This is a genomic window from Pseudomonas gingeri (genome assembly GCF_013385635.1).
In the GTDB taxonomy this organism is placed as follows: Bacteria; Pseudomonadota; Gammaproteobacteria; order Pseudomonadales; family Pseudomonadaceae; genus Aquipseudomonas; species Aquipseudomonas gingeri_A.
The window spans coordinates 160,057-186,321 of the sequence record NZ_JACAPR010000001.1 but is presented as its reverse complement, the minus strand read 5'-3'; the positions used below and the strand labels follow the sequence as shown (position 1 = coordinate 186,321).

General features: G+C 62.3%; 24 protein-coding genes. 8 read left to right on the top strand and 16 right to left on the bottom strand.

Going from position 1 to position 26,265, the window contains the following annotated elements; translation table 11 throughout:
- Window positions 1-15: 15 nt before the first annotated feature.
- Window positions 16-2,496, bottom strand: a complete 2,481-nt coding sequence (locus HX851_RS00885; protein WP_177064607.1) for a heavy metal translocating P-type ATPase — start codon at window positions 2,494-2,496, stop codon at window positions 16-18.
- Between the two features lie 83 nt (window positions 2,497-2,579).
- Between HX851_RS00885 and cadR the strand changes: the two genes are divergently transcribed.
- Window positions 2,580-3,026 carry a Cd(II)/Pb(II)-responsive transcriptional regulator gene (cadR, locus tag HX851_RS00880; RefSeq protein ID WP_177055885.1) on the top strand — a complete coding sequence of 149 codons (447 nt, stop codon included), beginning with the start codon at window positions 2,580-2,582 and terminating at the stop codon, window positions 3,024-3,026.
- Window positions 3,027-3,132: 106 nt separating this feature from the next.
- Here cadR and HX851_RS00875 read toward each other — a convergent pair whose 3' ends face one another.
- The 3 genes from HX851_RS00875 to HX851_RS00865 all read right to left on the bottom strand — a co-directional run bounded on the left by HX851_RS00875 (window position 3,133) and on the right by HX851_RS00865 (window position 5,884).
- Window positions 3,133-4,104, bottom strand: coding sequence for a thymidylate synthase (locus tag HX851_RS00875; RefSeq protein ID WP_177055883.1), 972 nt, complete (start codon window positions 4,102-4,104; stop codon window positions 3,133-3,135).
- A gap of 48 nt (window positions 4,105-4,152) precedes the next feature.
- Window positions 4,153-4,974 (bottom strand): prolipoprotein diacylglyceryl transferase, encoded by an 822-nt coding sequence (gene lgt, locus HX851_RS00870; protein ID WP_017124914.1) that lies wholly within the window; start codon window positions 4,972-4,974, stop codon window positions 4,153-4,155.
- Window positions 4,975-5,101: 127 nt separating this feature from the next.
- Window positions 5,102-5,884, bottom strand: coding sequence for a sulfite exporter TauE/SafE family protein (locus HX851_RS00865; protein ID WP_177055881.1), 783 nt, complete (start codon window positions 5,882-5,884; stop codon window positions 5,102-5,104).
- A 110-nt stretch (window positions 5,885-5,994) separates the two neighbouring features.
- Here HX851_RS00865 and HX851_RS00860 point away from each other — a divergent pair, with 110 nt between their 5' ends.
- Window positions 5,995-6,741 (top strand): NRDE family protein, encoded by a 747-nt coding sequence (locus HX851_RS00860; RefSeq protein ID WP_177064605.1) that lies wholly within the window; start codon window positions 5,995-5,997, stop codon window positions 6,739-6,741.
- Between the two features lie 176 nt (window positions 6,742-6,917).
- Here HX851_RS00860 and ptsP read toward each other — a convergent pair whose 3' ends face one another.
- Both ptsP and HX851_RS00850 read right to left on the bottom strand, forming a co-directional pair.
- The gene (gene ptsP, locus HX851_RS00855; protein ID WP_177055871.1) at window positions 6,918-9,191 is read right to left on the bottom strand and encodes a phosphoenolpyruvate--protein phosphotransferase; all 2,274 of its coding nucleotides are present in this window, start codon (window positions 9,189-9,191) and stop codon (window positions 6,918-6,920) included.
- 21 nt (window positions 9,192-9,212) lie between these two features.
- Complete coding sequence (locus HX851_RS00850; RefSeq protein WP_040071746.1) at window positions 9,213-9,692, bottom strand: RNA pyrophosphohydrolase; 480 nt, start codon at window positions 9,690-9,692, stop codon at window positions 9,213-9,215.
- A 143-nt stretch (window positions 9,693-9,835) separates the two neighbouring features.
- On the opposite strand from HX851_RS00850, the gene HX851_RS00845 reads away from it, so the two are divergent.
- The gene (locus tag HX851_RS00845; protein WP_177064603.1) at window positions 9,836-10,492 is read left to right on the top strand and encodes a histidinol-phosphatase; all 657 of its coding nucleotides are present in this window, start codon (window positions 9,836-9,838) and stop codon (window positions 10,490-10,492) included.
- A gap of 197 nt (window positions 10,493-10,689) precedes the next feature.
- Here the strand turns inward: HX851_RS00845 and HX851_RS00840 are convergent, their stop codons facing one another.
- Both HX851_RS00840 and ilvA read right to left on the bottom strand, forming a co-directional pair.
- Window positions 10,690-11,118 (bottom strand): DUF2269 family protein, encoded by a 429-nt coding sequence (locus tag HX851_RS00840; RefSeq protein ID WP_177064601.1) that lies wholly within the window; start codon window positions 11,116-11,118, stop codon window positions 10,690-10,692.
- Window positions 11,119-11,291: 173 nt separating this feature from the next.
- Entirely contained in the window at window positions 11,292-12,806 is a 1,515-nt protein-coding gene (gene ilvA, locus HX851_RS00835) for a threonine ammonia-lyase, biosynthetic (RefSeq protein WP_177055865.1), read from the bottom strand.
- Between the two features lie 158 nt (window positions 12,807-12,964).
- On the opposite strand from ilvA, the gene rpiA reads away from it, so the two are divergent.
- The gene (gene rpiA / locus HX851_RS00830) at window positions 12,965-13,636 is read left to right on the top strand and encodes a ribose-5-phosphate isomerase RpiA (protein ID WP_177055863.1); all 672 of its coding nucleotides are present in this window, start codon (window positions 12,965-12,967) and stop codon (window positions 13,634-13,636) included.
- A gap of 127 nt (window positions 13,637-13,763) precedes the next feature.
- Here the strand turns inward: rpiA and HX851_RS00825 are convergent, their stop codons facing one another.
- The 3 genes from HX851_RS00825 to HX851_RS00815 form a co-directional block, all read right to left on the bottom strand.
- A complete protein-coding gene (locus tag HX851_RS00825) occupies window positions 13,764-14,693 on the bottom strand; it encodes an SdiA-regulated domain-containing protein (RefSeq protein ID WP_177055861.1) in 930 nt (309 codons plus the stop codon).
- 324 nt (window positions 14,694-15,017) lie between these two features.
- Window positions 15,018-15,683 (bottom strand): fumarylacetoacetate hydrolase family protein, encoded by a 666-nt coding sequence (locus HX851_RS00820; RefSeq protein WP_177064599.1) that lies wholly within the window; start codon window positions 15,681-15,683, stop codon window positions 15,018-15,020.
- Between the two features lie 40 nt (window positions 15,684-15,723).
- The gene (locus tag HX851_RS00815) at window positions 15,724-17,118 is read right to left on the bottom strand and encodes a D-2-hydroxyglutarate dehydrogenase (protein ID WP_177055857.1); all 1,395 of its coding nucleotides are present in this window, start codon (window positions 17,116-17,118) and stop codon (window positions 15,724-15,726) included.
- A 202-nt stretch (window positions 17,119-17,320) separates the two neighbouring features.
- On the opposite strand from HX851_RS00815, the gene serA reads away from it, so the two are divergent.
- Window positions 17,321-18,550, top strand: coding sequence for a phosphoglycerate dehydrogenase (serA, locus tag HX851_RS00810; protein WP_177055855.1), 1,230 nt, complete (start codon window positions 17,321-17,323; stop codon window positions 18,548-18,550).
- Window positions 18,551-18,613: 63 nt separating this feature from the next.
- Here serA and HX851_RS00805 read toward each other — a convergent pair whose 3' ends face one another.
- Window positions 18,614-19,054 carry a DUF4399 domain-containing protein gene (locus tag HX851_RS00805; protein ID WP_177055853.1) on the bottom strand — a complete coding sequence of 147 codons (441 nt, stop codon included), beginning with the start codon at window positions 19,052-19,054 and terminating at the stop codon, window positions 18,614-18,616.
- Between the two features lie 139 nt (window positions 19,055-19,193).
- Here HX851_RS00805 and HX851_RS00800 point away from each other — a divergent pair, with 139 nt between their 5' ends.
- Window positions 19,194-19,967, top strand: coding sequence for a transporter substrate-binding domain-containing protein (locus tag HX851_RS00800; protein ID WP_177055851.1), 774 nt, complete (start codon window positions 19,194-19,196; stop codon window positions 19,965-19,967).
- Window positions 19,968-20,025: 58 nt separating this feature from the next.
- On the opposite strand, the gene HX851_RS00795 is transcribed toward HX851_RS00800, so the two are convergent.
- Together HX851_RS00795 and HX851_RS00790 are read right to left on the bottom strand one after the other, a co-directional pair.
- A complete protein-coding gene (locus HX851_RS00795) occupies window positions 20,026-20,526 on the bottom strand; it encodes a 2-thiouracil desulfurase family protein (protein WP_177064596.1) in 501 nt (166 codons plus the stop codon).
- Complete coding sequence (locus HX851_RS00790) at window positions 20,526-21,158, bottom strand: 2OG-Fe(II) oxygenase (RefSeq protein WP_177056074.1); 633 nt, start codon at window positions 21,156-21,158, stop codon at window positions 20,526-20,528. Before HX851_RS00790 ends, HX851_RS00795 begins: the two co-directional genes overlap by 1 nt.
- 108 nt (window positions 21,159-21,266) lie before the next feature.
- On the opposite strand from HX851_RS00790, the gene HX851_RS00785 reads away from it, so the two are divergent.
- Together HX851_RS00785 and HX851_RS00780 are read left to right on the top strand one after the other, a co-directional pair.
- Entirely contained in the window at window positions 21,267-22,025 is a 759-nt protein-coding gene (locus HX851_RS00785) for a DUF2059 domain-containing protein (protein ID WP_177064594.1), read from the top strand.
- A gap of 102 nt (window positions 22,026-22,127) precedes the next feature.
- Window positions 22,128-22,631, top strand: a complete 504-nt coding sequence (locus HX851_RS00780; protein ID WP_177055845.1) for a GNAT family N-acetyltransferase — start codon at window positions 22,128-22,130, stop codon at window positions 22,629-22,631.
- A 160-nt stretch (window positions 22,632-22,791) separates the two neighbouring features.
- On the opposite strand, the gene HX851_RS00775 is transcribed toward HX851_RS00780, so the two are convergent.
- Together HX851_RS00775 and HX851_RS00770 are read right to left on the bottom strand one after the other, a co-directional pair.
- Entirely contained in the window at window positions 22,792-24,744 is a 1,953-nt protein-coding gene (locus HX851_RS00775; protein WP_177064592.1) for a RecQ family ATP-dependent DNA helicase, read from the bottom strand.
- A 237-nt stretch (window positions 24,745-24,981) separates the two neighbouring features.
- Window positions 24,982-26,157: a tetratricopeptide repeat protein gene (locus HX851_RS00770; RefSeq protein ID WP_177064590.1), complete on the bottom strand. Its 1,176-nt coding sequence runs from the start codon at window positions 26,155-26,157 to the stop codon at window positions 24,982-24,984.
- Between the last annotated feature and the right edge of the window lie 108 nt (window positions 26,158-26,265).

Sequence of the window (26,265 nt, the reverse complement as noted above, 5' to 3'; positions counted from 1 at the left end):
TCACCCTCTCATCGTCTATTTACGCAACAGGCGCAACCCATTGAACACCACCAGCAGGCTGACGCCCATATCGGCGAACACCGCCATCCACATGGTCGCCATGCCGAGGAAGGTTACCGCAAGAAAGATCGCCTTGATGACCAGGGCCAGGGCGATATTCTGCTTGAGGATAGCCGCAGTCTGGCGTGAAAGGCCAATGAAAGCGGGGATCTTGCGCAGATCGTCGTCCATCAGGGCGACATCGGCGGTCTCGATGGCGGTGTCGGTACCGGCCGCCGCCATGGCGAAGCCGATCTCGGCACGGGCCAGGGCCGGCGCGTCGTTGATACCGTCGCCGACCATGCCGACTTGATGGCCCTTGGCGTACAGGTCTTCGATGGCTTGCAGCTTGTCGGTCGGCAGCAAGTCGCCGCGCGCCTCGTCGATGCCCACCTGGGCGGCAATCGCATTGGCGGTGTGCGGGTTGTCACCGGTCAGCATCAGGGTCTTGATGCCCATTTCATGCAGTTGGCGGATGGCCTCGCGGCTGGAAGCCTTGACCGTATCGGCGACCGCGAACAGCGCCAGCGGGCCGGAACTGTCGAGCAGCAACACGACGGTCTTGCCCTGTTTTTCCAGGGCGAAGAGTTTCTCTTCCAGCGCAGGCGAACACAGGCCCAGGTCTTCCACCAGGCGGTGATTGCCCAGATGGTAGCGCTGGCCGCCGATTTCACCGCGCACACCACGTCCGGCCAGGGCTTCGAAGGCCTCGACTTCCTGCAACAGCAACTGCTTGTCCTCGGCATCCCGGGCAATCGCCTGGGACACCGGGTGGTCGGAACGGGCCGCCAGGCTGGCGGCAATGGCCGGGGCCGACTCGCTCAGCAACGGGTCCAGCGGCAGGAAATCGGTCAGCACCGGCTTGCCGTGGGTGATCGTACCGGTCTTGTCCAGGGCCAGGTAATCCAGCTTGTGGCCGCTTTCCAGGTACACCCCGCCCTTGACCAGGATGCCCTTGCGGGCCGCCGCGGCCAGGCCGCTGACGATGGTCACCGGCGTCGAGATCACCAGCGCACACGGACAGGCGACCACCAGCAACACCAGCGCCCGGTAGATCCAGTCGAACCACAGGCCACCGAGGAACAGCGGTGGAATCACCGCCACGGCCAGGGCGAAGGCGAATACCGCCGGGGTGTAGATCTTCGAGAAGCTGTCGACGAAACGCTGGGTCGGCGCGCGCGCGCCCTGGGCCTGCTCGACCGCATGGATAATCCGCGCCAGGGTCGAATTGCCCGAGACCGCCGTTACCCGATAGTCCAGGGAACCGGCCTGGTTGATGGTACCGGCGAACACCTTGTCACCAGGATTCTTCTCGATGGGCAGGCTTTCACCGGTGATCGGCGCCTGATCGACGCTCGAATTGCCATAGACCACCTCGCCATCCAGGCCGATGCGCTCGCCCGGCCGTACCCGCACCAGAGCGCCCAGCTCAATGCTTTTGACCTCACGCTCTACCCAGCTACCGTCCTCTTCACGGACCGTGGCCCGCTCCGGGGTCATCTGCATCAGGCCGCCGATGGCATTGCGCGCCCGGTCCAGCGACCGCGCTTCGATCAATTCGGCGATGGTGAACAGGAACATCACCATGGCAGCTTCCGGCCACTGGCCGATCAGCAAGGCGCCGGTGACGGCGATGCTCATCAAGGCATTGATATTCAGGTTGCGGTTCTTCAGGGCGATCCAGCCCTTCTTGTAGGTGGTCAGGCCACCGCTGAGGATCGACACCAGGGCGATGATGGCCACCACCCAGTTCGGCGCGGCAGCAGTGAAGTGGATCACTTCGGCACCCAGCGCCCCCAACCCGGAAACGGCCAGCGGCCACCAGGATTTCCTCACCGCAGGCGCGCTGGCGGTTTCGCTGCCCTCCTCCAGCGGGTCGGCCTGCATCCCCAGCGACTTGATGGCCTCGACAATCGGCGCGGTCGACCCCAGGTCGTGGGTCACGCCGAGGATCCGGTTGATCAGGTTGAACTCCAGCTGCTGCACACCCGCCAGCTTGCCGAGCTTGTTCTGGATCAGTGTCTGCTCGGTCGGGCAGTCCATCGCCTCGATGCGGAAACGACTGAGCCGGGCCGTGGCGCTGGTGGTGGCACTGAGCCTGATCAGCGCCGACACCTCGGCAGCGCCCGAACAGCAGCTGTGCTGATGCACGGCCTTCGCCGACGAGTGGTCATGAGCATGATCGTGGCTGTCGCCATGCTTGTGCGCGTGACCGGCATCAGCCGGCGCAGCCGCTTTGCCCGAGCAGCAGGAGTCCTGCTGGTGCACGACCTTTACCGACGAGTGGTCATGGGCGTGATCGTGGCTGTCGCCATGCTTGTGCGCGTGATCGGCATCAGTCGGCGCAGCCGCTTTGCCCGAGCAGCAGGAGCCCTGCGGTTGCACGGTTTTCACCGAGCCATGGACATGCTCGTGGTCGGTGTCGGTCTTGCGATGGGTATGAATGGAGTCGCTCATGGGTGCGTCCCTGAAGGTGCTTGTTGCCAAGTGAACACCCTGTAGCCACTATAGGGTCAAGCACCCTTTTCGGAGATCGAACGATGAAAATTGGCGAACTGGCGAAACTCACCGACTGCCAGGTGGAAACCATCCGCTATTACGAGAAGGAAAACCTGCTGCCGGAGCCGGCGCGCAGCGAGGGCAACTACCGCCTGTATACCCAGGCCCATGTGGAGCGCCTGACCTTTATCCGCAACTGCCGCAGCCTCGACATGACGCTGGAGGAGATCCGCAGCCTGCTGGGCCTGCGCGACAGTCCCCAGGATCAATGCGAAAGCGTGAATGCGCTGATCGACGAGCATATCCATCACGTCAAGGCACGTATCGACGGGCTGCTGGCGTTGCAGGCGCAACTGCTCGACCTGCGCCAGCGCTGTGGCGAAGGGCCGGATGTCGATCAGTGCGGGATTTTGCAGCGGCTGGAAGTCAGCGGCAGCGTGCTGCCGGCTGAAGAGCATTCACATGTCGCGAGGAGTCACGGACATTGAGGGCCTCTTCGCGGGCAAGCCCGCTCCCACAGGTCTTGAGCCGTACGCGGCCCCTTGTGGGAGCTGGCTTGCCAGCGAAGAACGATAACGCGGTCCGGAGTCTGGCTCAGACCGCCATCGGCGCGGTCATCGGCGCATGGTGCTGGTAGCCTTCCAGGGAGAAATCCCCCGGTTCCACCAGCTCCAGCCACTCCGGCTGGTATACACCGGTCTTGGCGAACTCCGGCACGCGCTCGGAAATCACTAGTTTAGGCATAGGGAACGGCTCGCGGGTGAGCTGTTCGTTGAGCATGTCCAGGTGGTTTTCATACACATGGGCATCACCAATGAAGTAGGTGAACCAGCGCGGCGTATAACCGGTCAGGCGTCCGATCAGGCTCAGCAGCGCCGCGCCTTCGGTCAGGTTGAACGGCGTGCCCAGGCCCAGGTCGTTCGAGCGGATATAGAGGGTCAGGGAAATTTCCCGGGTCTCCACGTTCGGGTGGAACTGATACAGCAGATGGCACGGCGGCAAGGCCATTTCATCCAGTTGTGCACAGTTCCAGCCATGGAACAGGATCCGCCGGCTGCCCGGGTCCTTGATGATGGTGTCGACGCACTGGCGCACCTGGTCGATGGCCTTGTACAGCACCACATAGGCCTGGCCGTTTTCCTCGCCCTCGGCGATCTGCCGGTAGCCCTGGTTCAGGGTCTGCTCGATGGCCGCGCGATTGCCGACGGGGATCTGTTTGTACGCCGGCCACTTGCGCCATTGCACGCCGTAGATCTCGCCCAGGTCGTCTTCGCCCTGGCGGAACGGGTTGGCCAGCCACTGCGCGTTTTCGTTGGCGTTCTGGTCCCAGACCTTGCAGCCCAGCTCGCGGAACTCGGCGGCGTTGTTGACGCCACGGAGGAAGCCGCACATCTCGCCGATGGCGGACTTGAAGGCCATCTTGCGCGTGGTGATCGCCGGAAAACCGTCCTTCAGGTCATACCGCAGCATCGCGCCCGGAAAGCTGATGGTGTTCACGCCAGTGCGGTTGGCCTGCTTGGTGCCGTTCTTGATGACGTGGGAAACCAGATCGAGATATTGCTTCATGAATTACCTGCATCCTTGAATACGGGGCCCGCGGGCCCCGATCCGAATTTAAAGCGCGGCGTCTTTCGTCGCCGGAGTGGTCGAGGCGCGGTGATAGGCGAACCACAGCAGCGCCAGGCCGCCGATGATCATCGGCAGGCTGAGAATCTGCCCCATGGTCACCCAGCCGAACGCCAGATAGCCGAGCTGCGCATCCGGAACCCGGACGAACTCGACGATAAAACGGAAGATCCCGTAGAACAACGCGAACATGCCGGAAACCGCCATGGTCGGCCGCGGCTTGCGCGAGAACAGCCAGAGGATCACGAACAGCGCCACGCCTTCAAGGGCGAACTGGTACAACTGCGACGGATGGCGCGGCAGTTGGGCCGGATCGCTGAACGGTGGGAAGACCATCGCCCACGGTACATCGCTCGGCTTGCCCCACAGTTCGGCGTTGATGAAGTTGCCGATACGCCCGGCCCCCAGGCCGATCGGCACCATCGGCGCGACAAAGTCCATCAGCTCGAAAAACGACTTGCCGTTGCGCCGACCGAACCACCAGGCGGCCAGCATCACCCCGATAAAACCACCATGGAACGCCATGCCGCCCTTCCAGACCTCGAAGATCAGCGTCGGGTTGGCGATATAGGCCGGCAGGTCGTAGAACAGCACGTAACCCAGGCGCCCGCCGACGATCACCCCCATGGCCAACCAGAACACCATGTCGGAGAGCTTCTCCTTGGTCCAGGTCGGGTCGAAACGGTTCAGGCGCCGGGAGGCCAGCAGCCACGCACCGCCGATGCCGACCAGGTACATCAGGCCGTACCAGTGGATTTTCAGCGGACCGATAGCCAGGGCCACCGGGTCAATCTGCGGGTAAGGCAGCATTGCGACTCCTCGATAGAGTAGAAAATTCAGGGCCCCGACGCTGTATCAGCGGCCGGACCGGCGGGCCATGTTGCGGCTCGCGCATTAAGTCAATATTGCGCCCGGAAGACTGAACCGGACCTGAGATTCAGATCAGGAATTTTACCCCGACACAGAACAATAGCCCGGCAAACAACCGCTTGAGCAGCAACGGCGACAACTTGTGCGCCAGTTGCACGCCGAAACGGGCGAAAAACATACTGGTCAGGGCGATGCCGAGCAAGGCCGGCAGATAGATAAAGCCCAGGCTGTGGGGCGGCAGCAACGGATCGTGCCAACCCAGGATCATGAAACTCAGGGCACTGGCGAGCGCAATCGGCAGGCCACAGGCCGACGAGGTCGCCACCGCCTGCTGCATCGGCAGGCTACGCCAGGTCAGGAACGGCACGGTCAATGAACCACCGCCGATACCAAAAATCGCCGAGGCCCAGCCGATAAAACCACCGGCAACCCCCAACCCGAGCTTGCCGGGAATGCCGCGACTGCCCTTGGGCTTGAGATCCAGCGCCATCTGCGCGGACACGATCAGTGCGAACACACCGATGATCTTCTGCAGGTTCGGCCCGGCAATCGCCTTCGCCGTCAGCGCGCCGAGACCCGAGCCGAGCAGGATGCCCAGGGTCATCCAGGCGAAGATCGGCCAGCGCACCGCGCCGCGGCGATGATGGCCGCGGATGGTATTGAACGAGGTGAAGATGATGGTCGCCAGGGAAGTGCCGACCGCCAGGTGCGTGAGGATCGAGGTATCGAACCCCTGCAAGGTGAAACTGAACACCAGCACCGGCACGATGATGATCCCGCCGCCGACGCCAAACAGCCCGGCCAGCACGCCCGCGCATGCGCCCAGTAGCAGATAGAGCAGAAATTCCATGGGTGCCCCCGAAACAAGACCGGCATGGTAACGGAAGCATGCCGCTCGTCTCTACTGGATGACGACGGACACCCTGCGTAGAGTGGGCAAAAACACAGAGGGACCACCTGATGTGCCTGATTGTCTTCGCCTGGCGCCCGGGCCATGCCCAGCCGCTGATCGTCGCGGCCAACCGTGATGAATTCTATGCCCGCCCCAGCCTGCCGCTGGCGCGATGGCCGGAAACACCGCAGGTGCATGCCGGGCGCGACCTGGAAGCCGGCGGTACCTGGCTGGGCGTCGGCGCGCATCAACGCTTTGCCGCGCTGACCAATATCCGCAATCCCCATCAACCGCCGGCCCGGCGCTCCCGGGGCGAACTGGTGGCGCGGTTCCTGACGGGAGAAACATCGGCTCACGACTATCTTGCCGAGATCGCCGCACGATCACCGGAGTACGCCGGTTTTAACCTGTTGCTAGGTACGGCTGACGAGTTGTGGCATTTCAACTCCCACGAGGCGCAGCCGCGCCGATTGGCAGAAGGTGTCTACGGCCTGTCCAACGCGGGACTCGATACGCCATGGCCCAAGCTGCTGAAGGCCAGGGCGGCGCTGGCGCAGACGTTGCACGATCCCCGGCCGGAAAGCCTGCTGGCCCTGCTCGGCGATCCGGCGACCGCGCCCTTTGCCGAACTGCCGGACACCGGTGTCGGACTGGCGACAGAGAGCCTGCTGTCGAGTGTGTTTATCGCCAGCCCGAGCTATGGCACACGGGCCAGCACGGCACTGATCGTCAATGCCGATGGTACGCGGCATCTGGTCGAACGCAGTTTCGGGCCCTATGGCGGGCATCTGGGAGAGGTGGAACTGAAGGTCTGAAACACATCACGGGATTGACTGATCGTGCCCACGCGGAGCGTGGGAACGATCGTGTATGGAAGGTCTGACGCCTCCCTGTAGGCGCCGGCTTGCCGGCGATTGCGGCCGGGTCGGCAATGCAAGACTTACAGGCCTCATCGCCGGCAAGCCGGCTCCTACAAAGGACGCGGGGTCAGTCAGTGCTTGACCACCGGATTGGCCATCCGCGCCAGGCCGAGGTTTTTCAGTGCCAACTGCAAGGTACTGTGGATAACTTGCGGGTTGTCGATGGTCATCACCTGGGCCAGCAGTTCCTGGGACTTGCTCAGGCTGATCTGGCGCAGCATCCACTTCACTTTCGGCAAGTTGGTGGCGTTCATCGACAGGCTGTCGAAGCCCATCGCCATCAGCAGCACCGCTGCCGCCGGATCACCGGCCATTTCGCCGCAGATGCTCACCGGCTTGCCTTCGGCGTGGGCATCACGCACCACGTTCTGCAAGGCCTGCAGCACCGCCGGGTGCATGTAGTCGTACAGGTCGGCAACCCGCGGGTTGTTACGGTCAACGGCCAGCAGGTACTGGGTCAGGTCGTTGGAGCCGACCGAGAGGAAATCCACTTGCCGGGCCAGCTCGCGGGTCTGGTAAACCGCTGCCGGAATCTCGACCATCACCCCCACCGGCGGCATCGGCACATCGGTGCCTTCGTCGCGGACTTCGCCCCAGGCGCGGTGGATCAGGTGCAGGGCCTCTTCCACTTCATGGGTGCCGGAGATCATCGGCAGCAGGATCCGCAGGTTGTTCAGGCCTTCGCTGGCCTTGAGCATCGCCCGGGTCTGCACCAGGAAGATTTCCGGGTGGTCGAGGGTTACGCGGATACCCCGCCAGCCGAGGAACGGGTTGTCCTCGACGATCGGGAAGTACGACAGCGACTTGTCGCCACCGATGTCCAGGCTGCGCATGGTCACCGGTTGCGGGTGGAACGCCGAGAGCTGTTCGCGATAGATCGCCAACTGCTCCTTCTCGCTCGGGAAGCGCTGGTTGATCATGAACGGCACTTCGGTGCGATACAGCCCGACACCTTCGGCGCCACGCTGTTGCGCGCGGGCCACGTCCGCCAGGAGGCCGGTGTTGACCCACAAGGGCATGCGGTGACCGTCGAGGGTCACGCAAGGCAGCTCGCGCAGGGCATCGAGCCCCTGGGACAGCTGGCGTTCCTCTTCGACGACACTGGCGTATTGCTTGCGCAGCAGCTCGCTCGGGTTGGTAAACACCTCGCCGCGGGCACCGTCGACGATCATTTCGATACCGTCGACCTTGGAATACGGCAGGTCCACCAGGCCCATCACCGTCGGGATGCCCATGGCCCGAGCCAGGATCGCGACGTGGGAGTTGCCGGAACCGAGCACCGACACCAGGCCCTTGAGCTTGCCTTCCGGCACCTCGCCGAGCATGGCCGCCGTCAGTTCCTCGCTGACCATGATGGTGTTGTCCGGATAGACCATCGCCTGCTGGCGTTCCGACTGCAGGTAGGCCAGCAGCCGGCGCCCCAGGTCCTTGACGTCCGAGGCCCGCTCGCGCAGGTAGGCGTCATCCATCAGTTCGAAGCGGTTGACGTGGTCGGTGACCACCTGGCGCAACGCGCCCTGGGCCCACTGGCCGGTCTTGATGATATTGGTGACTTCACTGCCCAGGGACGCATCGTCGAGCATCATCAGGTAGACGTCGAACAACGCGCGCTCTTCCGGCCGCAACTGGGTCGCCAGCTTGGCCGACAGGGTGCGCATGTCACTGCGCACGCCTTCGATGGCGGTCTTGAACAGTGCCAGCTCGGCGTCGATATCGCTGATGGCCTTGTCCGGCACCACATCGAGATCGGCCGGCGGCAGCATGACCACCGCCGTACCCACCGCGGCACCGGGCGAGCCCGGCACACCGATGAACTTGGCTTCCTGGATGCCCTTGCCTTCGCGCCCCAGGCCACGGATCGAACCGGTGGCCTCGGCATGGGCGATAACACCGGCCAGCTGGGCGCTCATGGTCACCAGGAAGGCTTCTTCGCCCTCGTCGAACTGGCGACGCTCTTTCTGCTGGATGACCAACACGCCAACGACGCGGCGGTGGTGAATGATCGGCGCGCCGAGGAAGGAGGCGTAGCGCTCCTCACCGGTTTCGGCAAAGTAACGGTAGCGCGGGTGGTCGGCGGCGTTTTCCAGGTTCAGCGGTTCTTCGCGCGTCCCCACCAGACCGACCAGGCCTTCGTTCGGCGCCATGCTGACCTTGCCGATCGAGCGCTTGTTCAAGCCCTCGGTGGCCATCAGCACGAAGCGATTGGTCTCGGGATCCAGCAGGTAGACCGAGCAGACCTGGCTGCCCATGGCCTCTTTGACGCGCAATACAATAATCCCCAACGCCGCCTTGAGATCCTTGGCGGAGTTAACTTCCTGGACGATCTTGCGCAGCGTATTGAGCATGGCTCGGGGTCGAACTCCGTGTCAGTCGCGCGCTAAAAGGCGCGGGGCAAGCTCTTTGAGCGCGCGACGATAAACCTCGCGCTTGAATGTCACCACCTGGCCCAACGGGTACCAATAGCTGACCCAACGCCAGCCATCGAACTCCGGTTTACCGGTCAAATCCATCCGCACCCGCTGCTCGTTGGAAAGCAGGCGCAGGAGAAACCATTTCTGTTTCTGGCCGATGCACAGCGGTTGGCTGTGGGTACGCACCAGACGTTGCGGCAAACGATAGCGCAACCAGCCCCGGGTACAGGCCAGAATTTGCACGTCCTCGCGTTCCAGGCCGACTTCTTCGTTCAATTCGCGGTACAAAGCGTCTTCCGGCGTTTCGTCCGGATTGATCCCGCCTTGCGGAAACTGCCATGCATCTTGATTGATCCGGCGAGCCCACAGGACCTGACCAGCATCATTCGTCAGAATTATCCCGACATTAGGACGGAAACCATCGGGGTCGATCACGGCAACCACCTCGCAAACGCATGTCGCCGCATTGTTCCACAAAGGTTGTGAAAGCAGCAACGAGCCTTCCTACCTTATGTGCACTCTTGTGAAAAGACCGTATTCTGTGGGCCTTTTTACAGGCTTTTCAGCGAGTAACTGCAATGCGTCTGGCTTTATTCGACTTGGACAACACACTTTTGGGCGGCGACAGCGACCACGCCTGGGGCGATTACCTGTGCGAACGGGGAATTCTCGACCCGGTGGCCTACAAGGCGCGCAACGACGAGTTCTACCAGGACTACCTGGCCGGCAGGCTGGACAACGCCGAGTACCTGAACTTCTGCCTGGAAATCCTCGGCCGCACCGAGATGGCCCAGCTGGACGAATGGCATCGCGACTACATGCGCGACTGCATCGAACCCATCGTCTTGCCCAAGGCTCTGGAACTGCTGGCCCGGCACCGTGATGCCGGGGACAAGCTGGTCATTATCACCGCGACCAACCGTTTCGTGACCGGACCGATTGCCGCACGCCTGGCGGTCGAGACCCTGATCGCTACCGAGTGCGAGATGGCCGAAGGCCGCTACACCGGGCGCAGCACCGACGTACCGTGCTTCCGCGAAGGCAAGGTGACCCGCCTGAACCGCTGGCTGGAAGAGACCGGGCACAGCCTGGAAGGCAGCTACTTCTATAGCGACTCGATGAATGACCTGCCGCTGCTGGAGCAGGTGAGCCATCCGGTGGCGGTGGATCCGGACCCGAACCTGCGGGCCGAAGCCGAGAAACGTGGCTGGCCGGTGATCAGTCTGCGCGACTGATATTGCTTTCGCGGGCAAGCCCGCCCCCACAAGTTCTGCGCAACGCATAACGATTGCGCACAGCCCGAGTCCGATGTGGGAGCGGGCTTGCCCGCGAATGAGGCCAGCAAGGCCCGCGCCGCCCTCGAGGACGCCTTCGCTGGCAAGCCAGCTCCCACAAGTTCTGCTGTGCTCAGCCAGCTCCCACAGGTCCCGCGTCAGGCCGGTTTGGCGCCCATCAGGGCGGCGATCGCGACAAAACACAGGGCACCGAAGATCGCCAGCGCCAGAGTGAATTTCCCACTGCCGGCAACCTCACCCCGACGCAGGCGGTTGAGCCGTACCACCAGCCACGCCCAGGCCAGGCAGCCAAAGGTGTAGAGCACGCTGGAGCCCAGCAGCCAGGTCTGGCCCAGCGGGAAACCGCCCAGGTGCACCAGCCACCAGCCGCTGACCGGCAGCACGGCGAGACACAGCGCCATAAGCATCCAGGCGAAAAACCAGGGGTAGCGCAAGGTGTGATGCTGAATCGTCGTATCGCCGGCACGGCGTCCGCGCCAGAGCCTGATCGTCACTGCCAGCGCGCCGCCCAGCAAAAGCACGAGCGCCACACCGTGTAGCAGTTTCAAGGCAGTGAAGGTTTCCATTTCATCGTTTCCTTGGTTTTTACGATCAACTGTCGAGCAGCGACCAGACAACCCTGTAGGAGCCGGCTTGCCGGCGATGAGGCCAGCAAGCCCTGCGTTGCCCTCACGGACGCCTTCGCCGGCAAGCCAGCTCACACATCCTGCCCATCAGCGTAGCAGCCATCCGTCGGGTTTCAGCCGAGAAACAACTGGTAGGCCGGGTTATCACTTTCGTCCCAGTACGGGTAGCCGATTTCCGCCAGGGCGGCAGGCACCAGGTGGCGTTCTTCGGCCGGCACCTGCAATCCCGCGACCACCCGTCCATCGGCGGCGCCGTGGTTGCGGTAGTGGAACATCGAGATATTCCAGCGCCCGCCGAGCTTGTTGAGAAAGTTGAACAGCGCGCCCGGACGCTCGGGGAACTCGAAGCGCAGGACGATTTCATCGCTGACCCGCGCCGCGTGACCGCCAACCATATGGCGGATATGCAGCTTCGCCAGCTCGTTGTCGGTCAGGTCGAGAACGGGGAAGCCCTGCCCGGTCAGGCTCTCGATCAGGGCGCTGCGCGGATCGTTGTCCGGATGGGTCTGCACGCCGACAAAAATATGCGCTTCGCGACCGGTGTGATAACGGTAGTTGAATTCGGTGATCTGGCGCTTGCCGATGGCCTCGCAGAAAGCCTTGAAACTGCCCGGCTGCTCGGGGATGGTCACGGCGATGATCGCTTCACGGCCCTCGCCCAGTTCAGCGCGTTCGGCGACATGGCGCAGGCGGTCGAAATTGACGTTGGCCCCGGAGTCGATGGCAACCAGGGTCTGCCCGCTGACCTTGCGCAGCTCGACGTACTTCTTGATCCCGGCCACGCCCAGGGCACCGGCCGGCTCGGTGATCGAGCGGGTATCGTCGTAGATATCCTTGATCGCCGCGCAGATTTCGTCGGTACTGACGGTGATCACCTCGTCGACGTAGTCCTTGCAGATATCAAAGGTATGCTGGCCGATCTGCGCCACCGCCACGCCGTCGGCGAAAATGCCCACCGAAGACAGCACCACCCGCTCCCCGGCCGCCATGGCCTGCTGCAGGCAGTTGGAGTCATCCGGCTCGACACCGATCACCTTGATCTCCGGGCGCAGGTATTTCACATAGGCCGCGATACCGGCAATCAGGCCGCCGCCGCCGACCGGAACGAAAATCGCGTCCAGCGGACCCGGATGCTGGCGCAGGATTTCCATCGCCACGGTGCCCTGCCCGGCAATGGTGTGCGGATCATCGTAAGGGTGGATATAGACGTAGCCCTTTTCCTCGACCAGCCTCAGTGAATAAGCCAGCGCTTCCGGGAAGGAGTCGCCGTGCAGCACCACCTTGCCGCCGCGGGAACGCACGCCTTCGACCTTGATTTCCGGGGTGGTCTTGGGCATCACGATGGTCGCCTTGACCCCCAAGACCTTGGCCGCCAGGGCCAGGCCCTGGGCATGGTTGCCGGCCGATGCGGTGACCACGCCGCGCGCGCGCTCTTCATCGCTGAGCTGGGTCAGCTTGTTGTAGGCACCACGAATCTTGAAGGAGAACACCGGCTGCAGGTCTTCACGCTTGAGCCAGACCTGGTTGCCCAGCCGCTCGGAGAGCTGGCGGGCGGTCTGCAACGGGGTTTCCACGGCAACGTCGTAAACGCGCGAGGTGAGGATCTTCTTGACGTACTGTTCGAGCATCGGAAAGCATCGCTGGCGGGTTGGGCAGGGACCGACGAGTCTAACCCAGCGCTTGCGACAACGACCACAGGGATCCTGCGGTTTTGATCGCCCCTTTGCAGGGCTCGCGCTTATAATGCCGGCCTTTCTCCTACCCCCTGCCCGCTTCCGGAGCCCGCATGACCCAGGATCAACTCAAACAGGCCGTGGCCCAAGCCGCTGTCGACTTCATCCTGCCCAAGCTCGATGACAAAAGCGTCGTCGGCGTCGGCACCGGCTCCACCGCCAACTGCTTTATCGATGCCCTGGCGCAACACAAGGGCGCCTTCGACGGCGCGGTCGCCAGCTCCGAAGCCACCGCCGCGCGTCTCAAGGGCCACGGGATTCCGGTGTACGAGCTCAATACCGTCAGCGACCTGGAGTTCTACGTCGACGGCGCCGACGAAAGCGATGCGCACCTGAATCTGATCAAGGGCGGCGGTGCGGCCCTGACCCGCGAGAAGATCGTCGCGGCCGTGGCCAAGACCTTTATCTGCATCGCCGACGGCAGCAAGCTGGTGCCGGTGCTCGGGGCCTTCCCGCTGCCGGTGGAGGTGATTCCGATGGCACGCAGCCACGTGGCGCGCCAGTTGGTAAAGCTGGGCGGCGACCCGGTGTATCGCGAAGGGGTGCTGACCGACAATGGCAACATCATCCTCGACGTGCACAACCTGCAGATCACCCACCCGGTGGAACTGGAAGCGCAGATCAATGCGATTGTCGGCGTGGTCACCAACGGCCTGTTCGCCGCGCGCCCGGCCGATCTGCTGCTGTTGGGCACCAGCGAAGGCGTGAAAACCCTCAAGGCCTGAGAGACCGCACCGATCCGGGCGGCCAACCCGATCCCCGTGTAGGAGCCTGGCTTGCCGGCTCCCACAAGGTTGTGGCGTTGATCGCTGATCGTTCCCACGCTGGAGCGTAAGAACGATCAACCCGGACTTAGTCCTGCGTGCGCTTGAAGACGTAGAACAGGTTCGGCTCGCTGACCATGTACAAGGTCCCTTCCTCGTCCATGGTCACGCCCTCGGCGCGGGGAATAGTGTTTTTCAGACCGTTGAAACCGCCCAGCAAGGTCATGAAGCTGACCTGATCGCCCTTCTCGTCCAGCTCCAGCAACAGATGCGAATCCGCCGACAACGCCAGCACATGCCGGGTCCGCGGGTCGATCGCCAGTGCGGAAAGATTGCGCATGTCCAGCTGATCGCTCGCCAGCTTGCGCTTCTCGCCAAACACCTGGGTGCCGTCGCTTTTCAGGCTGAACAAGGCCGGCGGACGCTCTTCGCCCAATAGTATCTGCTGGTTACGGGAGTCCCAGACCGCCGCCTCGAAAGCCTTGTTCTGGTTCTTCGACGGACCCAGGTCGTGCTGCTGGAAATCCTTGAGGTTCAGTTCACGGGTGCTGGCATCCACGGTGACGATGGTCAGGGTATGCATGCGCTCGTCAACGATCGCCATGCGGTCGCCTTCGAGGACCGTCACGGCCTCGGGATTGGTCCAGCCGACCAGGGGAATCTTGCGCAGGACATCGCCTTGCAGGGTCAACTCGGCGAGGAACGGATTCTTGCCCATGACCGAAAACAGCGTCTTGGTACGCGGGTTGTAGCTGACATCGGACGCTTCATCCTTCTCCATGCCCGGCAACCGCTTGGCATCGATCACCGCACGATAGCCCGGCAGCCAGATGCTGTCCTTGCGCTCGGCCGGGGTTTCGAAACGCTCCTTGACCCACAACACGCCGCGATCATCCCAGTGCATCGGTACAGACACGCCAGCCCCGATCACGACCACCAGCAACAGCCAGTAATACCAACGCAACGCGAAACGGGACCGACGAGCAGAAGGCGAAGCGGGGAACGATTGGGGGGCCATGTAAGGGCTCTTTCCTGATTTTTATGACGTTTGGGCAACACACTGTAGGCCAGGCACGACGACCAGCCGGGAAATTATCCAGACAGGATGTGAAAAAAACGGCAAAAGACAGGAAATGGGGGGACAAATCACCAGCGGACGCAGAGCGTCCAGGGAGGCGTTCCCACGCAGAGCGTGGGAACGATCATGGGCAGCAGTCACACATGAAGCGTGGGAAGGGTCATTCAGACTGCACAGGGTCTCTTGTAGGAGCCTGGCTTGCCAGCGAAGAGGGCCCTGAGACCGCTGAAAGCTTCGCGGGCGAGACCGCTCCTACAGTTCTGTCTAGCGAACGCTGCTGCTGAAGCTGCTGACACCCGGCAATTCCAGTACCAGTTCATCACCAGCGTTGAGCGGACCGACACCCACCGGCGTGCCGGTCAGGATCACGTCACCGGCCTGCAACGAGAAGCACGCGGCCATGTGCTGGATCATCGGCACGATCGGGTTGAGCATATCGCTGCTGATCCCGTCCTGGCGCACCTGGCCGTTGATGGTCAGGCGGATACCGATCCGGGTCAGGTCAGGAAAGGTGCTACCGACCACGAACGGAGCGATCACCGCCGCGCCGTCGAACGACTTGGCGATTTCCCACGGCAGGCCCTTGGCCTTCAGTTCCGCCTGCTTGTCGCGCAGGGTCAGGTCCAGCGCCGGGGCAAAACCGGAAATCGCGTCGAGCACTTCTTCCTTGCTCGGTTTGGTCGACAACGGCTTGCCGATCAGCACGGCAATTTCCGCCTCGTAATGCACCGAACCACGATCGGCCGGGATACTGAAGCCCCCCTCGATCGGCACGACGCAACTGCCCGGCTTGATGAACAGCAGGGGCTCGGTAGGCACCGGATTGTCCAGTTCCTTGGCGTGTTCGGCGTAGTTACGACCGATGCAGACCACCTTGCCCAGCGGAAAGTGAATGCGGGTACCGTCGACATACTGGTGCTGATAGCTCATTGACCGACTCCTGATCTGTTTTATCGTCGTGACGCGAGGTTCAAACCGCGAAAATCTTGCCAGGGTTCATGATCCCGTTCGGATCGAACACCGCCTTGATCGCCTTCATGTATTCGATTTCAGCCGGGGAACGGCTGTAGGTCAGGTAATCGCGTTTGGTCATGCCTACCCCGTGCTCGGCGGAAATCGAGCCGTTGTACTTCTCGACGGTCTCGAACACCCACTTGTTGACGGTGGCGCACTTGGCGAAGAACTCGTCCTTGCTCAGGTTTTCCGGCTTGAGGATGTTCAGGTGCAGGTTGCCGTCACCGATGTGGCCGAACCAGACGATTTCGAAGTCCGGGTAATATTCGCCGACGATCGCATCGATTTCCTTGAGGAAACCCGGCACTTTCGACACGGTGACCGAGATGTCGTTCTTGTAGGGCGTCCAGTGGGAGATGGTTTCGGAGATGTACTCGCGCAGCTTCCAGAGGTTCTGCAGCTGCTGCTCGCTCTGGCTCATCACGCCATCGACCACCCAGCCCTGCTCCACGCAGTGCTCGAAGGTCGCCAGGGCATCATTGGCCACTTCTTCGGTGGTCGCTTCGAATTCCAGCAGGGCGTAGAACGGGCAGTCGGTTTCGAACGGCGCCGGCACGTCGCCACGGCCGAGGACCTTGGCCAGGGCCTTGTCGGAGAAGAACTCGAAGGCGGTCAGGTCCAGCTTGCTCTGGAAGGCGTGCAGCACCGGCATGATCGAATCGAAATCCGGCGCGCCGAGGACCATGCAGGTCAGGTTCTTCGGTGCGCGGTCCAGGCGCATGGTCGCCTCGACCACGAAGCCCAGGGTGCCCTCGGCACCGATGAACAACTGGCGCAGGTCATAGCCGGTGGCGTTCTTGATCAGGTCCTTGTTCAGTTCCAGCACATCGCCCTTGCCGGTGACCACCTTCATGCCGGCCACCCAGTTACGGGTCATGCCATAGCGAATCACCTTGATCCCACCGGCATTGGTGCCGATATTGCCGCCGATCTGACTGGAACCGGCCGAAGCGAAATCCACCGGGTAGTACAGGCCATGTTCCTCGGCCTGGTTCTGCAACTGCTCGGTGACCACGCCCGGCTGGCAGACCGCAGTGCGGTCGGTCAGATTGATGTCGAGGATCTGGTTCATGTAGTCGAACGACACCACCACTTCGCCATTGGCGGCCACGGCGGCGGCGGACAGACCGGTACGCCCGCCCGACGGGACCAGGGCGACACGGTGCTGGTTGGCCCAGCGGACGATGGCCTGGACCTGCTCGATGGTCTTCGGAAACACAATGGCCGTCGGCGCCGGCGCGAAATGTTTCGTCCAATCCTTGCCGTAAGCATTCAGGGAGTCAGCATCGGTCAGCACCTTGCCAGGCTCAACCAGGGTCTTCAGCTCATCAATCAGGGCAGGATTGGTCATCGACAGAACTCTCGAACATTTCATGGTCACCCTGAGAACGCTTCACGTCGCAGAATGAGTGTTTGCGGGTCGCATATGCTAGCATACGCACCCCGCAGAAGCGTGCTATCAGGCCGATCTGCGGTGCCGGCGATCACGCCGTGGGGTCAGCTCAAGCTGTCCATTTCCCTGCCATTTTTCTCCGGGACACAGGTTTACGCAGATGAGCAAGACTTCTCTCGATAAGAGCAAGATCAAGTTCCTTCTTCTCGAAGGCGTCCACCAATCCGCAGTCGACGTCCTCAAGGCCGCCGGGTACGTCAACATCGAGTACCACACCAAATCCCTGCCGGATTCCGAGTTGAAGGAAAAGATCGCCGATGCTCACTTCATCGGCATTCGCTCCCGCACCCAACTGACCGAGGAACTCTTCGATCACGCGAAGAAACTCGTCGCCGTGGGCTGCTTCTGTATCGGCACCAACCAGGTCGACCTCGACGCGGCCCGTCAACGCGGCATTGCCGTGTTCAACGCACCGTACTCCAACACCCGCTCCGTTGCCGAGCTGGTGCTGGCCGAAGCGATCCTGTTGCTGCGCGGCATTCCCGAGAAGAACGCTTCCTGCCATCGCGGTGGCTGGATCAAGAGCGCGGCCAATTCCTTTGAAATCCGTGGCAAGAAGCTGGGGATCATCGGTTACGGCTCGATCGGTACGCAGTTGTCGGTCCTGGCCGAAGGCCTGGGCATGCAGGTGTTCTTCTACGACACCCTGACCAAGCTGCCGCTGGGCAACGCGACCCAGGTCGCCAGCCTGACCGACCTGCTGGGCATGTCCGACATCGTCACCCTGCACGTGCCGGAAACCGCTGAAACCCAGTGGATGATGGGCGAGAAGGAAATCCGCGCCATCAAGAAGGGCGGGATCCTGATCAACGCCGCACGCGGTACCGTGGTCGAGCTGGACGCCCTGGCGGCCGCGATCAAGGACAAGCACCTGATCGGCGCGGCCATCGACGTGTTCCCGGTGGAGCCACGCTCCAACGACGACGTCTTCGAAAGCCCGCTGCGTGGCCTGGACAACGTGATCCTGACCCCGCACATCGGTGGCTCCACCGCCGAAGCCCAGGCCAACATCGGCCTGGAAGTGGCGGAGAAGCTGGTCAAGTACAGCGACAACGGTACCTCGGTATCGTCCGTGAACTTCCCGGAAGTGGCGCTGCCGGCTCACCCTGGCAAGCACCGCCTGCTGCACATCCACGAGAACATCCCGGGTGTGATGAGCGAGATCAACAAGGTCTTCGCGGAAAACGGCATCAACATCTCCGGTCAGTTCCTGCAGACCAACGAGAAGGTCGGCTACGTGGTCATCGACGTCGACGCCGATTACTCGGACCTGGCGCAAGAGAAGCTGCAACACATCAACGGCACCATCCGGTCCCGCGTGTTGTTCTAAGCTTTAGCAGCGCTCAAGAAAAAGGGAGACCCTCGGGTCTCCCTTTTTCATTCTGAACAAATCTTACTTGACGTTAACCGTGATGACTTTCGACGCTACAGTCGGGTTGAACTGCATGTGCAGTTTGTCGCCGGCCACCAGTTGCAAGGTGTGCTTGCCGGGGGTGAGGGTCAACTCGGTTTCGGTCTGGGCCTTGCCGTAGTGGATCACGGTGTCGGTGGCCGGAATCGGCACGCTGGCGTCCGGCAGCGCTTTCTGGTCGACCAGCAGGTGATGGTGGCCGGTGCCCGGGGTCTGGTCAGTAGCCGGGGCCAGCTTGAGACCTTCCATGCCGAATTCGACCTTGAAGGTCTTGTCGACGGTGGCGCCGTCCTTCGGCGACACGATAAAGACTTTGGCACCCTCGGGAGGAGCCGAGCGCGGGATACCGTCGGCCGCGACGGCGAGCAGACTGGAACTCAACAAAACAGTGGCTAAAGCGACGCGAGACACTAAGGTTTTCATTAACTTCTCCGGTTTTTCCACAAAATTTGGGCAGTCATGACAACTTCGGGACAAATCGTTGTCCAAACCTGCCAATCAACATAAAGCAAAGCGAGCAGCAGTTGCGCATCGCCCGTTACGAATTCATCTAGGAGTGACCATGCGTTTTTTGCCTGGCCTGTTGCTGTTACTGCCCCTTGCAAGCCCTTTCGCCCAAGCCGAACTGATCGACGACGTCAACGACCGGGGCGAACTGCGCATTGCCCTGGAAGGTGACATGCGCCCCTTCAGCTTCAAGGAAGACGGTCGCCTGACCGGCTTCGAAGTCGAACTGGGCGAACTGCTGGCCAGGGAACTGGAGGTCAACCCGTCGTTTATCACCACCGACGCCGCCGACCTTCTGCAAGGCGTCGAAAGCGGCAAGTACGACATTGCCATCAACCACATAGCACTGACCCCGGAACTCAAGGATCGTTTCGACTTCAGCGAGCCTTATAGCTACACCAGCGCGCAGTTGATCGTGCGCAAGGAAGAACAACGACCGCTGGGCACACTGGAAGCGTTGAAAGGCCATGCCTTGGGTGTAGCTCAAGGCAGCCAGTTCGTCGACGAAGCGCGGACGGTCGAAGGGGTGGACCTGCGCAGTTACCCGAACGCACAGCAACCGCTCAAGGATGTCGCCGACAAGCAGATCGACGCGGCGATCAGCGATCGCCTGCTGATCCCTTTCGCCATTCGCGACAGCCGCCTGCCGGTCAAGGAAGGCGCGCCCGTGGGGCCGACCGTGACCCTGGCCATTCCGTTCCAGAAGGGCAACCCGGCGTTCCAGGCCAGCATCGACCGCGCCTTGCAGCGGATCAAGGCTGATGGCCGGTTAATGGCATTGTCGGAAAAATGGTTCGGCATGGATGCGAGCGAGCCGCCGAAGCCCTGAAGCAAGAGGACGCGGAGCGTCCAGGAAGGCACTCCTTTGCTGCGCGTGGGAACGATCGTCAGGGCTGATGCGAATCCAGCGCAGCCAGGGCGAGGGCCGCCTCGGACAGTTCCAACTCGCTGAACACCCGGACGCCGGCCTGCTTCAGCAAAGCCGCGGTCACCCCCTCTCCCGGCACTTTCACCCCGCTGAAGGTGCCGTCGTAGGTCAGCAGGTTACCGCAGGACGGGCTGTTGGCCTTGAGCACGGCGATGCGGATACCGTGTCGTCGCACCAGTTCAAGTGCCTGTCGGGCACCGTCGAGAAAGGCGGCGCTGACGTCCTCGCCCTCGGTGGTGATGACCCGGGCCAGCCCCTCCAGCACCTGCGCACCCTGCCCACCAGGAATCTCCGCCGCCGCACGTGGGGTCGGCAGGCCACCGGCGACTTCAGGGCACAAGGCCACGACCCGGCCCTCGGCCTGCCAGGCCGCCAGTTGCGCGTAGGGACCGCTGGCACCGCCGTCATAACGGACCAGATGCCCCAGCAGGCAGCGACTGACCATGATTTTCTGCGGCATCAGAACGGCTCATCGCCACGACGACGGAACCAGCCGGTCAGCGACAGGCGCTCGCGCATCGCCGGCAGTACCTCATGGGGCACCTCTCCCGAAAGGAAGACCACCAAGCTGCCGCCGGTCGGATCCACGTCATGCTCCACGCCACCCTCCAGGTACATGCGCAACTGACCACCCTGCTCGGGCAACCAGGCGTCGTTCAGGTAGATCACCGCCGATACCATCCGCCGGTCGTCATCGCGAAAGCGATCCACATGTTTGAGATAGAAAGCCCCGGGCGGGTATAGCGCAAAATGGCTCTCGAAATCCTCAAGACCGAGGAACAGCCCGCGATTCAGCGCTTCGCGCAGGCTGTCCATCATCCCCAGATACTGGTCGCAAGACTTTGCCTGGCCCGGTTCCAGCCACTGGATATGGTCGCCGCGGATGCCTTCGCGCACCTGCTGCGCCGGTCCACGGCCGACCGCTGCCGGTGCCAGTTCGCCTTCGGCCGCACGTTTACGGCACTCGGCGGCCAACTCCAGGGTCAGAGCAGCAGGCAGGAAAACAGGCTGCTGCGACCAGCCGCGCTCGGCCAGGTCGTCGACGATACGTAACAGCAGCGGATGATCAGAGGGTATTTGCATGGCGCGCATAGTATCCATACGCCTGGAAATCCGACAGAGCCGCCTGGCATGACAATACGAATTCTCGACAAGTCCCGCGCTCGTCGGGAGAATAGTCGGCTGTAGACAGGAGTCCCTATGCGCCGTTTGCTTTTTTCGCTGTTGATGTTCTGCACCTTGCCCGCCTGGGCAGACAGCCACGACCAGTTGTACAAGGTCGCCGGTTGGCCGGAACAACGCGCGCATTTCAACGATGCCCTGAGCGCCGCCCAGCAGAAGTATCGCAACAGTTTGCCGCCGGCCGTCTACCAGGCCCTGGTCAACAACAGCAACCAGCGCTTTGCGCCACAGGCCATGGACCAGCGGGCCGAGGCCCAGTTGCGCCAGAACCTGAACAATCCAAAGCCGGCCCTGACGTTCTTCCAGTCCCCGCTGGGCCGCAAGATCGTCGCCGCCGAACTGCTGGCCACCCGTCGCGACCAGTTGGCCAAGAATGCCCAGGGCCTGCCGCATATCGAAGCCAGCGCGACGCGTCGCCTGCTGATCAACCACCTGGCCAATGCCTTGCCGGCCCGTGAAGCCGGCGCCGAAGTCAGCCTCGCCATCGCCGGCGTCGCGGCCGACAGCCTGAGTTCGATGATTCCCGGCCTGCTGGGCGCGGGATCGGCCCAGGGCCTGCTCAACGGCCAGCGCGAGCGGCTGATGCAGCAAATCGGCAACGACCTGGACAACACCTTGCTGTACGTCTATCGCGACCTGTCCGACCCGGAGCTGGAAGAGTTCTCGACCTTTGCCGAATCGACCGAAGGCAAGGCGTACTACCAGGCTGCCCTGGCGGCGATCCGCGCCGGGCTGGCCGTGGGCCAGAACCTGGCGCCGGCGCAGCCTGGAAACTGACTGCAACATGGTCACGCCTGCAACGGGTCTATAATCCGGGCGCAATATGCAAGTCCGGGTGCCATCCGTGCAGTAGGCTCGCCTCCCCTCAGGAGACTACTCATGTACAAGGTCAACCTCGCTACCGCCGCAGACATCGAGGGCATCGCCCAACTGCTCCAGGCCAACTCGCCCTCCCAGGGCGGATCGCTGACCGGGGAGTTCCCACTCGACAAGGTCAGGCAGATGGCCCTTGGTGCCTCGCCCGTAGTGGTCGCTTCCCGCGATGGCAGGATCGTTGGCGTGCTGTTCAGCGCGGCAAAGGACATGCATCCCGCCCCGCCATCGATCCAGGCCATGCTGCACGCATGGCCGGGTACACCTGACGCCTACGTCTATGGCCCCGCCTGCATAGCCAGCACGGAAAGAGGCCAGGGCTTGCTGCCCCGGCTTTATGCACAGCTCCAACAGCATTACCCGGGTCGTGAAGCGATTCTTTTTATCCGTCGGGACAATGCCGCCTCACTGCGCGCCCATGAGCGCCTGGGCATGCGCGAAGTAGCCGGTTTTACCCTGGAAGGTGACGAGTACGCCGTGCTCAGCGACAGACCGGCTGCCGCGGAATAAGACGCAGCTCAACGATAAATCAGGGCACCTGAAACACCGCGAACCTGTAGGAGCCTGGCTTGCCAGCGATGAGGCCGGTGAGCCTTGCATCGATTTTGCGGACGCCATCGCCGGCAAGCCGGCTCTTACAGGTCCGAGGCAGACTCTGCCTCTGTAGCACCTAGGCGCTTTGTGCCTGCCCTGCATGGGACCGGGCCGCGACCCACTCCCGTACTTCCGCATAGGGATAGGCCTCCAGCGCCGAAAAACCCGGTAGCGCCCTCGCCTTCAACTTCGTGAACAACGGCACGCTGATACCGCACAGGAAGCGCGTCAGGCACTCGGCACTCGGTGCATGCCCGCTGTGCTCCTGGTGCCTGTGGATAAATCCACTGCAAAGCGCCGGGAAATCGCGCTGATCGAGCGCAGTCAGTGCCGGCGGCTCCGGTAGCCGGGCCACTTGCCCGTGACACACCGAACAATGCCCACAGCGCTCAGGCGCCTGCTCGTCGCCGAAATAGCGGGCCAGCCGATAACCCAGACATTGTTCGGTCGCAAACAACGCCAGCATCGCGTGAATCCGCGCAATCTCGCTGACCTCATGCTGGGCGAAACAGGCATACAGCTCCAGGCTCAAGGCATGGGGATCGAAGTCGCTGACCAGCAGGCTGTAGACCTCGGTCATCTGCTTGCTCTCCAACTCGATCCAGCGCCGCTCCTGGAAGAAGTCCAGGGCCTTCACCACCCGCCCGCGCTCGGCCTGGTGCTGCTGGTACAAGGCGTCGAAATTCACCGTGGCCCAGGTCCGGGCACGACTGGAGGTCTGGATGATCGCCGCGACAAAATCGCGCCGCTCGCCCTCGAACTTCGCCAGCAGCACCTCCGGCTCCACGAGGAACTTGAAACGGTACTCGGCAAAATAGGCATAACGCGGTGCGATCAAGCCACGCAATTCCAGCTGGACCAGCAGGGTCTTGAGTGGCAGCTGGCGAATATTGCTCTGGTCCGCCAAGGGCCCGAGCAGAAACTCCCACTGGCCGTCCGGGCCCGCGCCCTGCAACTCATCCAGCACCCGTCGAATCCCCTCCAGTTCCGGCGTATCGCCGTAGACGAAGTTCTCCAGGACATTGAGGCTGTCGCGGTTGGCCAGTACCAGGCAATCGGAAGGCTGGCCGTCGCGCCCGGCCCGACCGATTTCCTGGCTGTAGTTCTCGATGGACTTGGGCAGGTCGAAGTGCACCACGTTGCGGATATCGCTCTTGTCGATACCCATGCCGAAGGCGATGGTGGCGACGATGCAGTTCAACTGCCCGGCCATGAACTGCTTCTGGATCGCCTCGCGCTGCTCATGGGGCAGGCCGGCGTGATAAGCGCTCGCCGCAATACCGCGCTGGCTCAGGTGTTCGGCAATCTGCTCGGCGGTTTTCTGCAGGGTGACGTAGACGATGCTCGGTTGCCCGCTGCGCTCTCCCAGCCACTCCACCAGGCGACGGCGCTTGTCCGCGCCGCTGACCGGCTCCACCAGCAGGTTCAGGTTGGGCCGGTAGAAACCGGTGGTGACCACATCGCCCGGCGCAATGGCGAACTTGGCCTGCATGTCGGCGATCACTTTCGGCGTCGCGGTGGCGGTCAGCAACAAGGCCTGGGGAATGCGGAACTGGCGCTGATAGTCCGGCAGCTTGAGGTAATCCGGACGGAAGTTATGCCCCCATTCGGAGATACAGTGGGCCTCGTCCACCACCAGCAGGGAAATCTGCACCTGCTGGAGGAAATGGCGGAAACGCTCGTTCTTCAGGCGCTCCACGGAAATCATCAGGATCTTCAATTCGCCGGAGCGCGCCCGGGCCATCACCGCATTGGCCTCATCGCGACTCTGTACCGAGTCGATGCTCGCCGCTGCAATGCCGTGGCGTTGCAGAAAGGCCAACTGGTCCTGCATCAGCGCCAGCAGTGGCGACACCACCAACGTCAGGTGCGGCAAAAGCAGCGCCGGCAGTTGATAACACAGGGACTTGCCGGAGCCGGTGGGAAAGATCGCCGCCGCCGAACGCCCGGCCAACACCGCGCTGATCGCCGCTTCCTGGCCGTCGCGAAACCGTGGATAACCAAAAACCCGCTGGAGGGTGTCGTGCATAAGCTGTCACTCCGTTGACCGCTGTGGATAAAACAAACCCTAGGCGGTCAGGCGAGAAAAGGGCCGAGGCAAGCATTACAAACCACTACAACGCGCCAGCCTAGCGCAAAGCGGGCCGCGGTTGCGCGATAGCGACCAATACCCGGATACACATCCACGAGGCGCCCGGGCCCACAACCTCCGGAAACGAACAACGCGCCAGACAGGGCGCGTTGTGGGTTTGGATCAGTTCGCTATTCAGCGATTCTTGACCCGCTCGATCGCCGTGTCATACACCGGGTTGGCCTTCTGCTCCTTGGCCAGTTCATAGTGACGCAGGGCGTCGGAGAACTGCCCGGCGTCTTCGTAGATACGGGCAATGTTGTAGTAGGAACTGGCGCGCACGGTATTCGCCGAGTTGCCGGAGGCCAGGGCAACGGCTTTGCGGTTGGCCCAGATGGCTTCGGCGGTGTTGCCCGCTTTCTGATACGCCAGACCGAGGTTGCTGTAGGCCTGACCGAAGCTGTTATTCAGATCGATAGCCTGGCGGAAGAAGGCTATCGCCTGCTCCAGATTGCCGGCCTTGTAAGCTGCTTCGCCTTTGACATTCAGCGCCTTCGCATCGGCCTGGGCCGTGGAGCTGACCGCCACTTCGGCGACCGCGACCTTATCGTCCAGCAATGGCGAAACTTCGTTCAGCACATCCTTGGCTTCCACGGTCACGCCGCTGAAGGTATTGATGTCCTGGAAGTCGCCATTGCCGGTCATGCGGAACACGGTCCACAGGTTGCCACTGCGATTGGCCGGCACGTAGTAGGTACGCACCAGCGACTGGCCCATGTAGACAAACACCTTGGCCTGACTGTTGGACAACTGGCGCGAGGCCGGATTGCCACCGTTGGTGAAGTCATGCACCGCGTACACATAACTTTCGCCGTAGTGCTTCTTCTGCAGGGTGATGGTTTCCGGACCGTAGCTGTCGGTGTCATCCACATCCAGCTCGGCATCGTCGCCCTTCTGCTGTTCGAAGTAGATGTTGTTACCGGGGAAAATCATGTGGGAGTCGAGGTCCGCCGGGGTCTTGCCCCAGGTCAGCACTACGCGCAGGCCGTCGAGGCTCTGCATCACCGGACTGATGGCGTAGGTCATATCCTTGCAGGGGCACTTGACCACCAGGTTGGAGTAACCGGCCTTCTTGATGATCAGCAGGTTGCTGGCGTCATCGGCGAAGTTGGCCGAGAGGGTGACCTGGCCCTGAGCGTTGGTCTTGCCAACCACGTTCTGCTCACCGTTGCGCTGCAACAGCACCTCGGCGTCGGCGATCTTCTGGTCCTTGACCACGGCACTGAGCACTTCGATGGGCAATGATTCGGCCTGGACCGTCCATGCCGCGGCACACAACGACAACACCGAGGCCACGCGAAGCAGAGACATACTTAACTCCCTTTAAGTGCACGTTCGAACGTCGAATGACGCCCTAAAAATTGCAGGGAAACATACCGATTTTTTGCCTAAACCGTCTGACTTTCATGAAGGAAATTT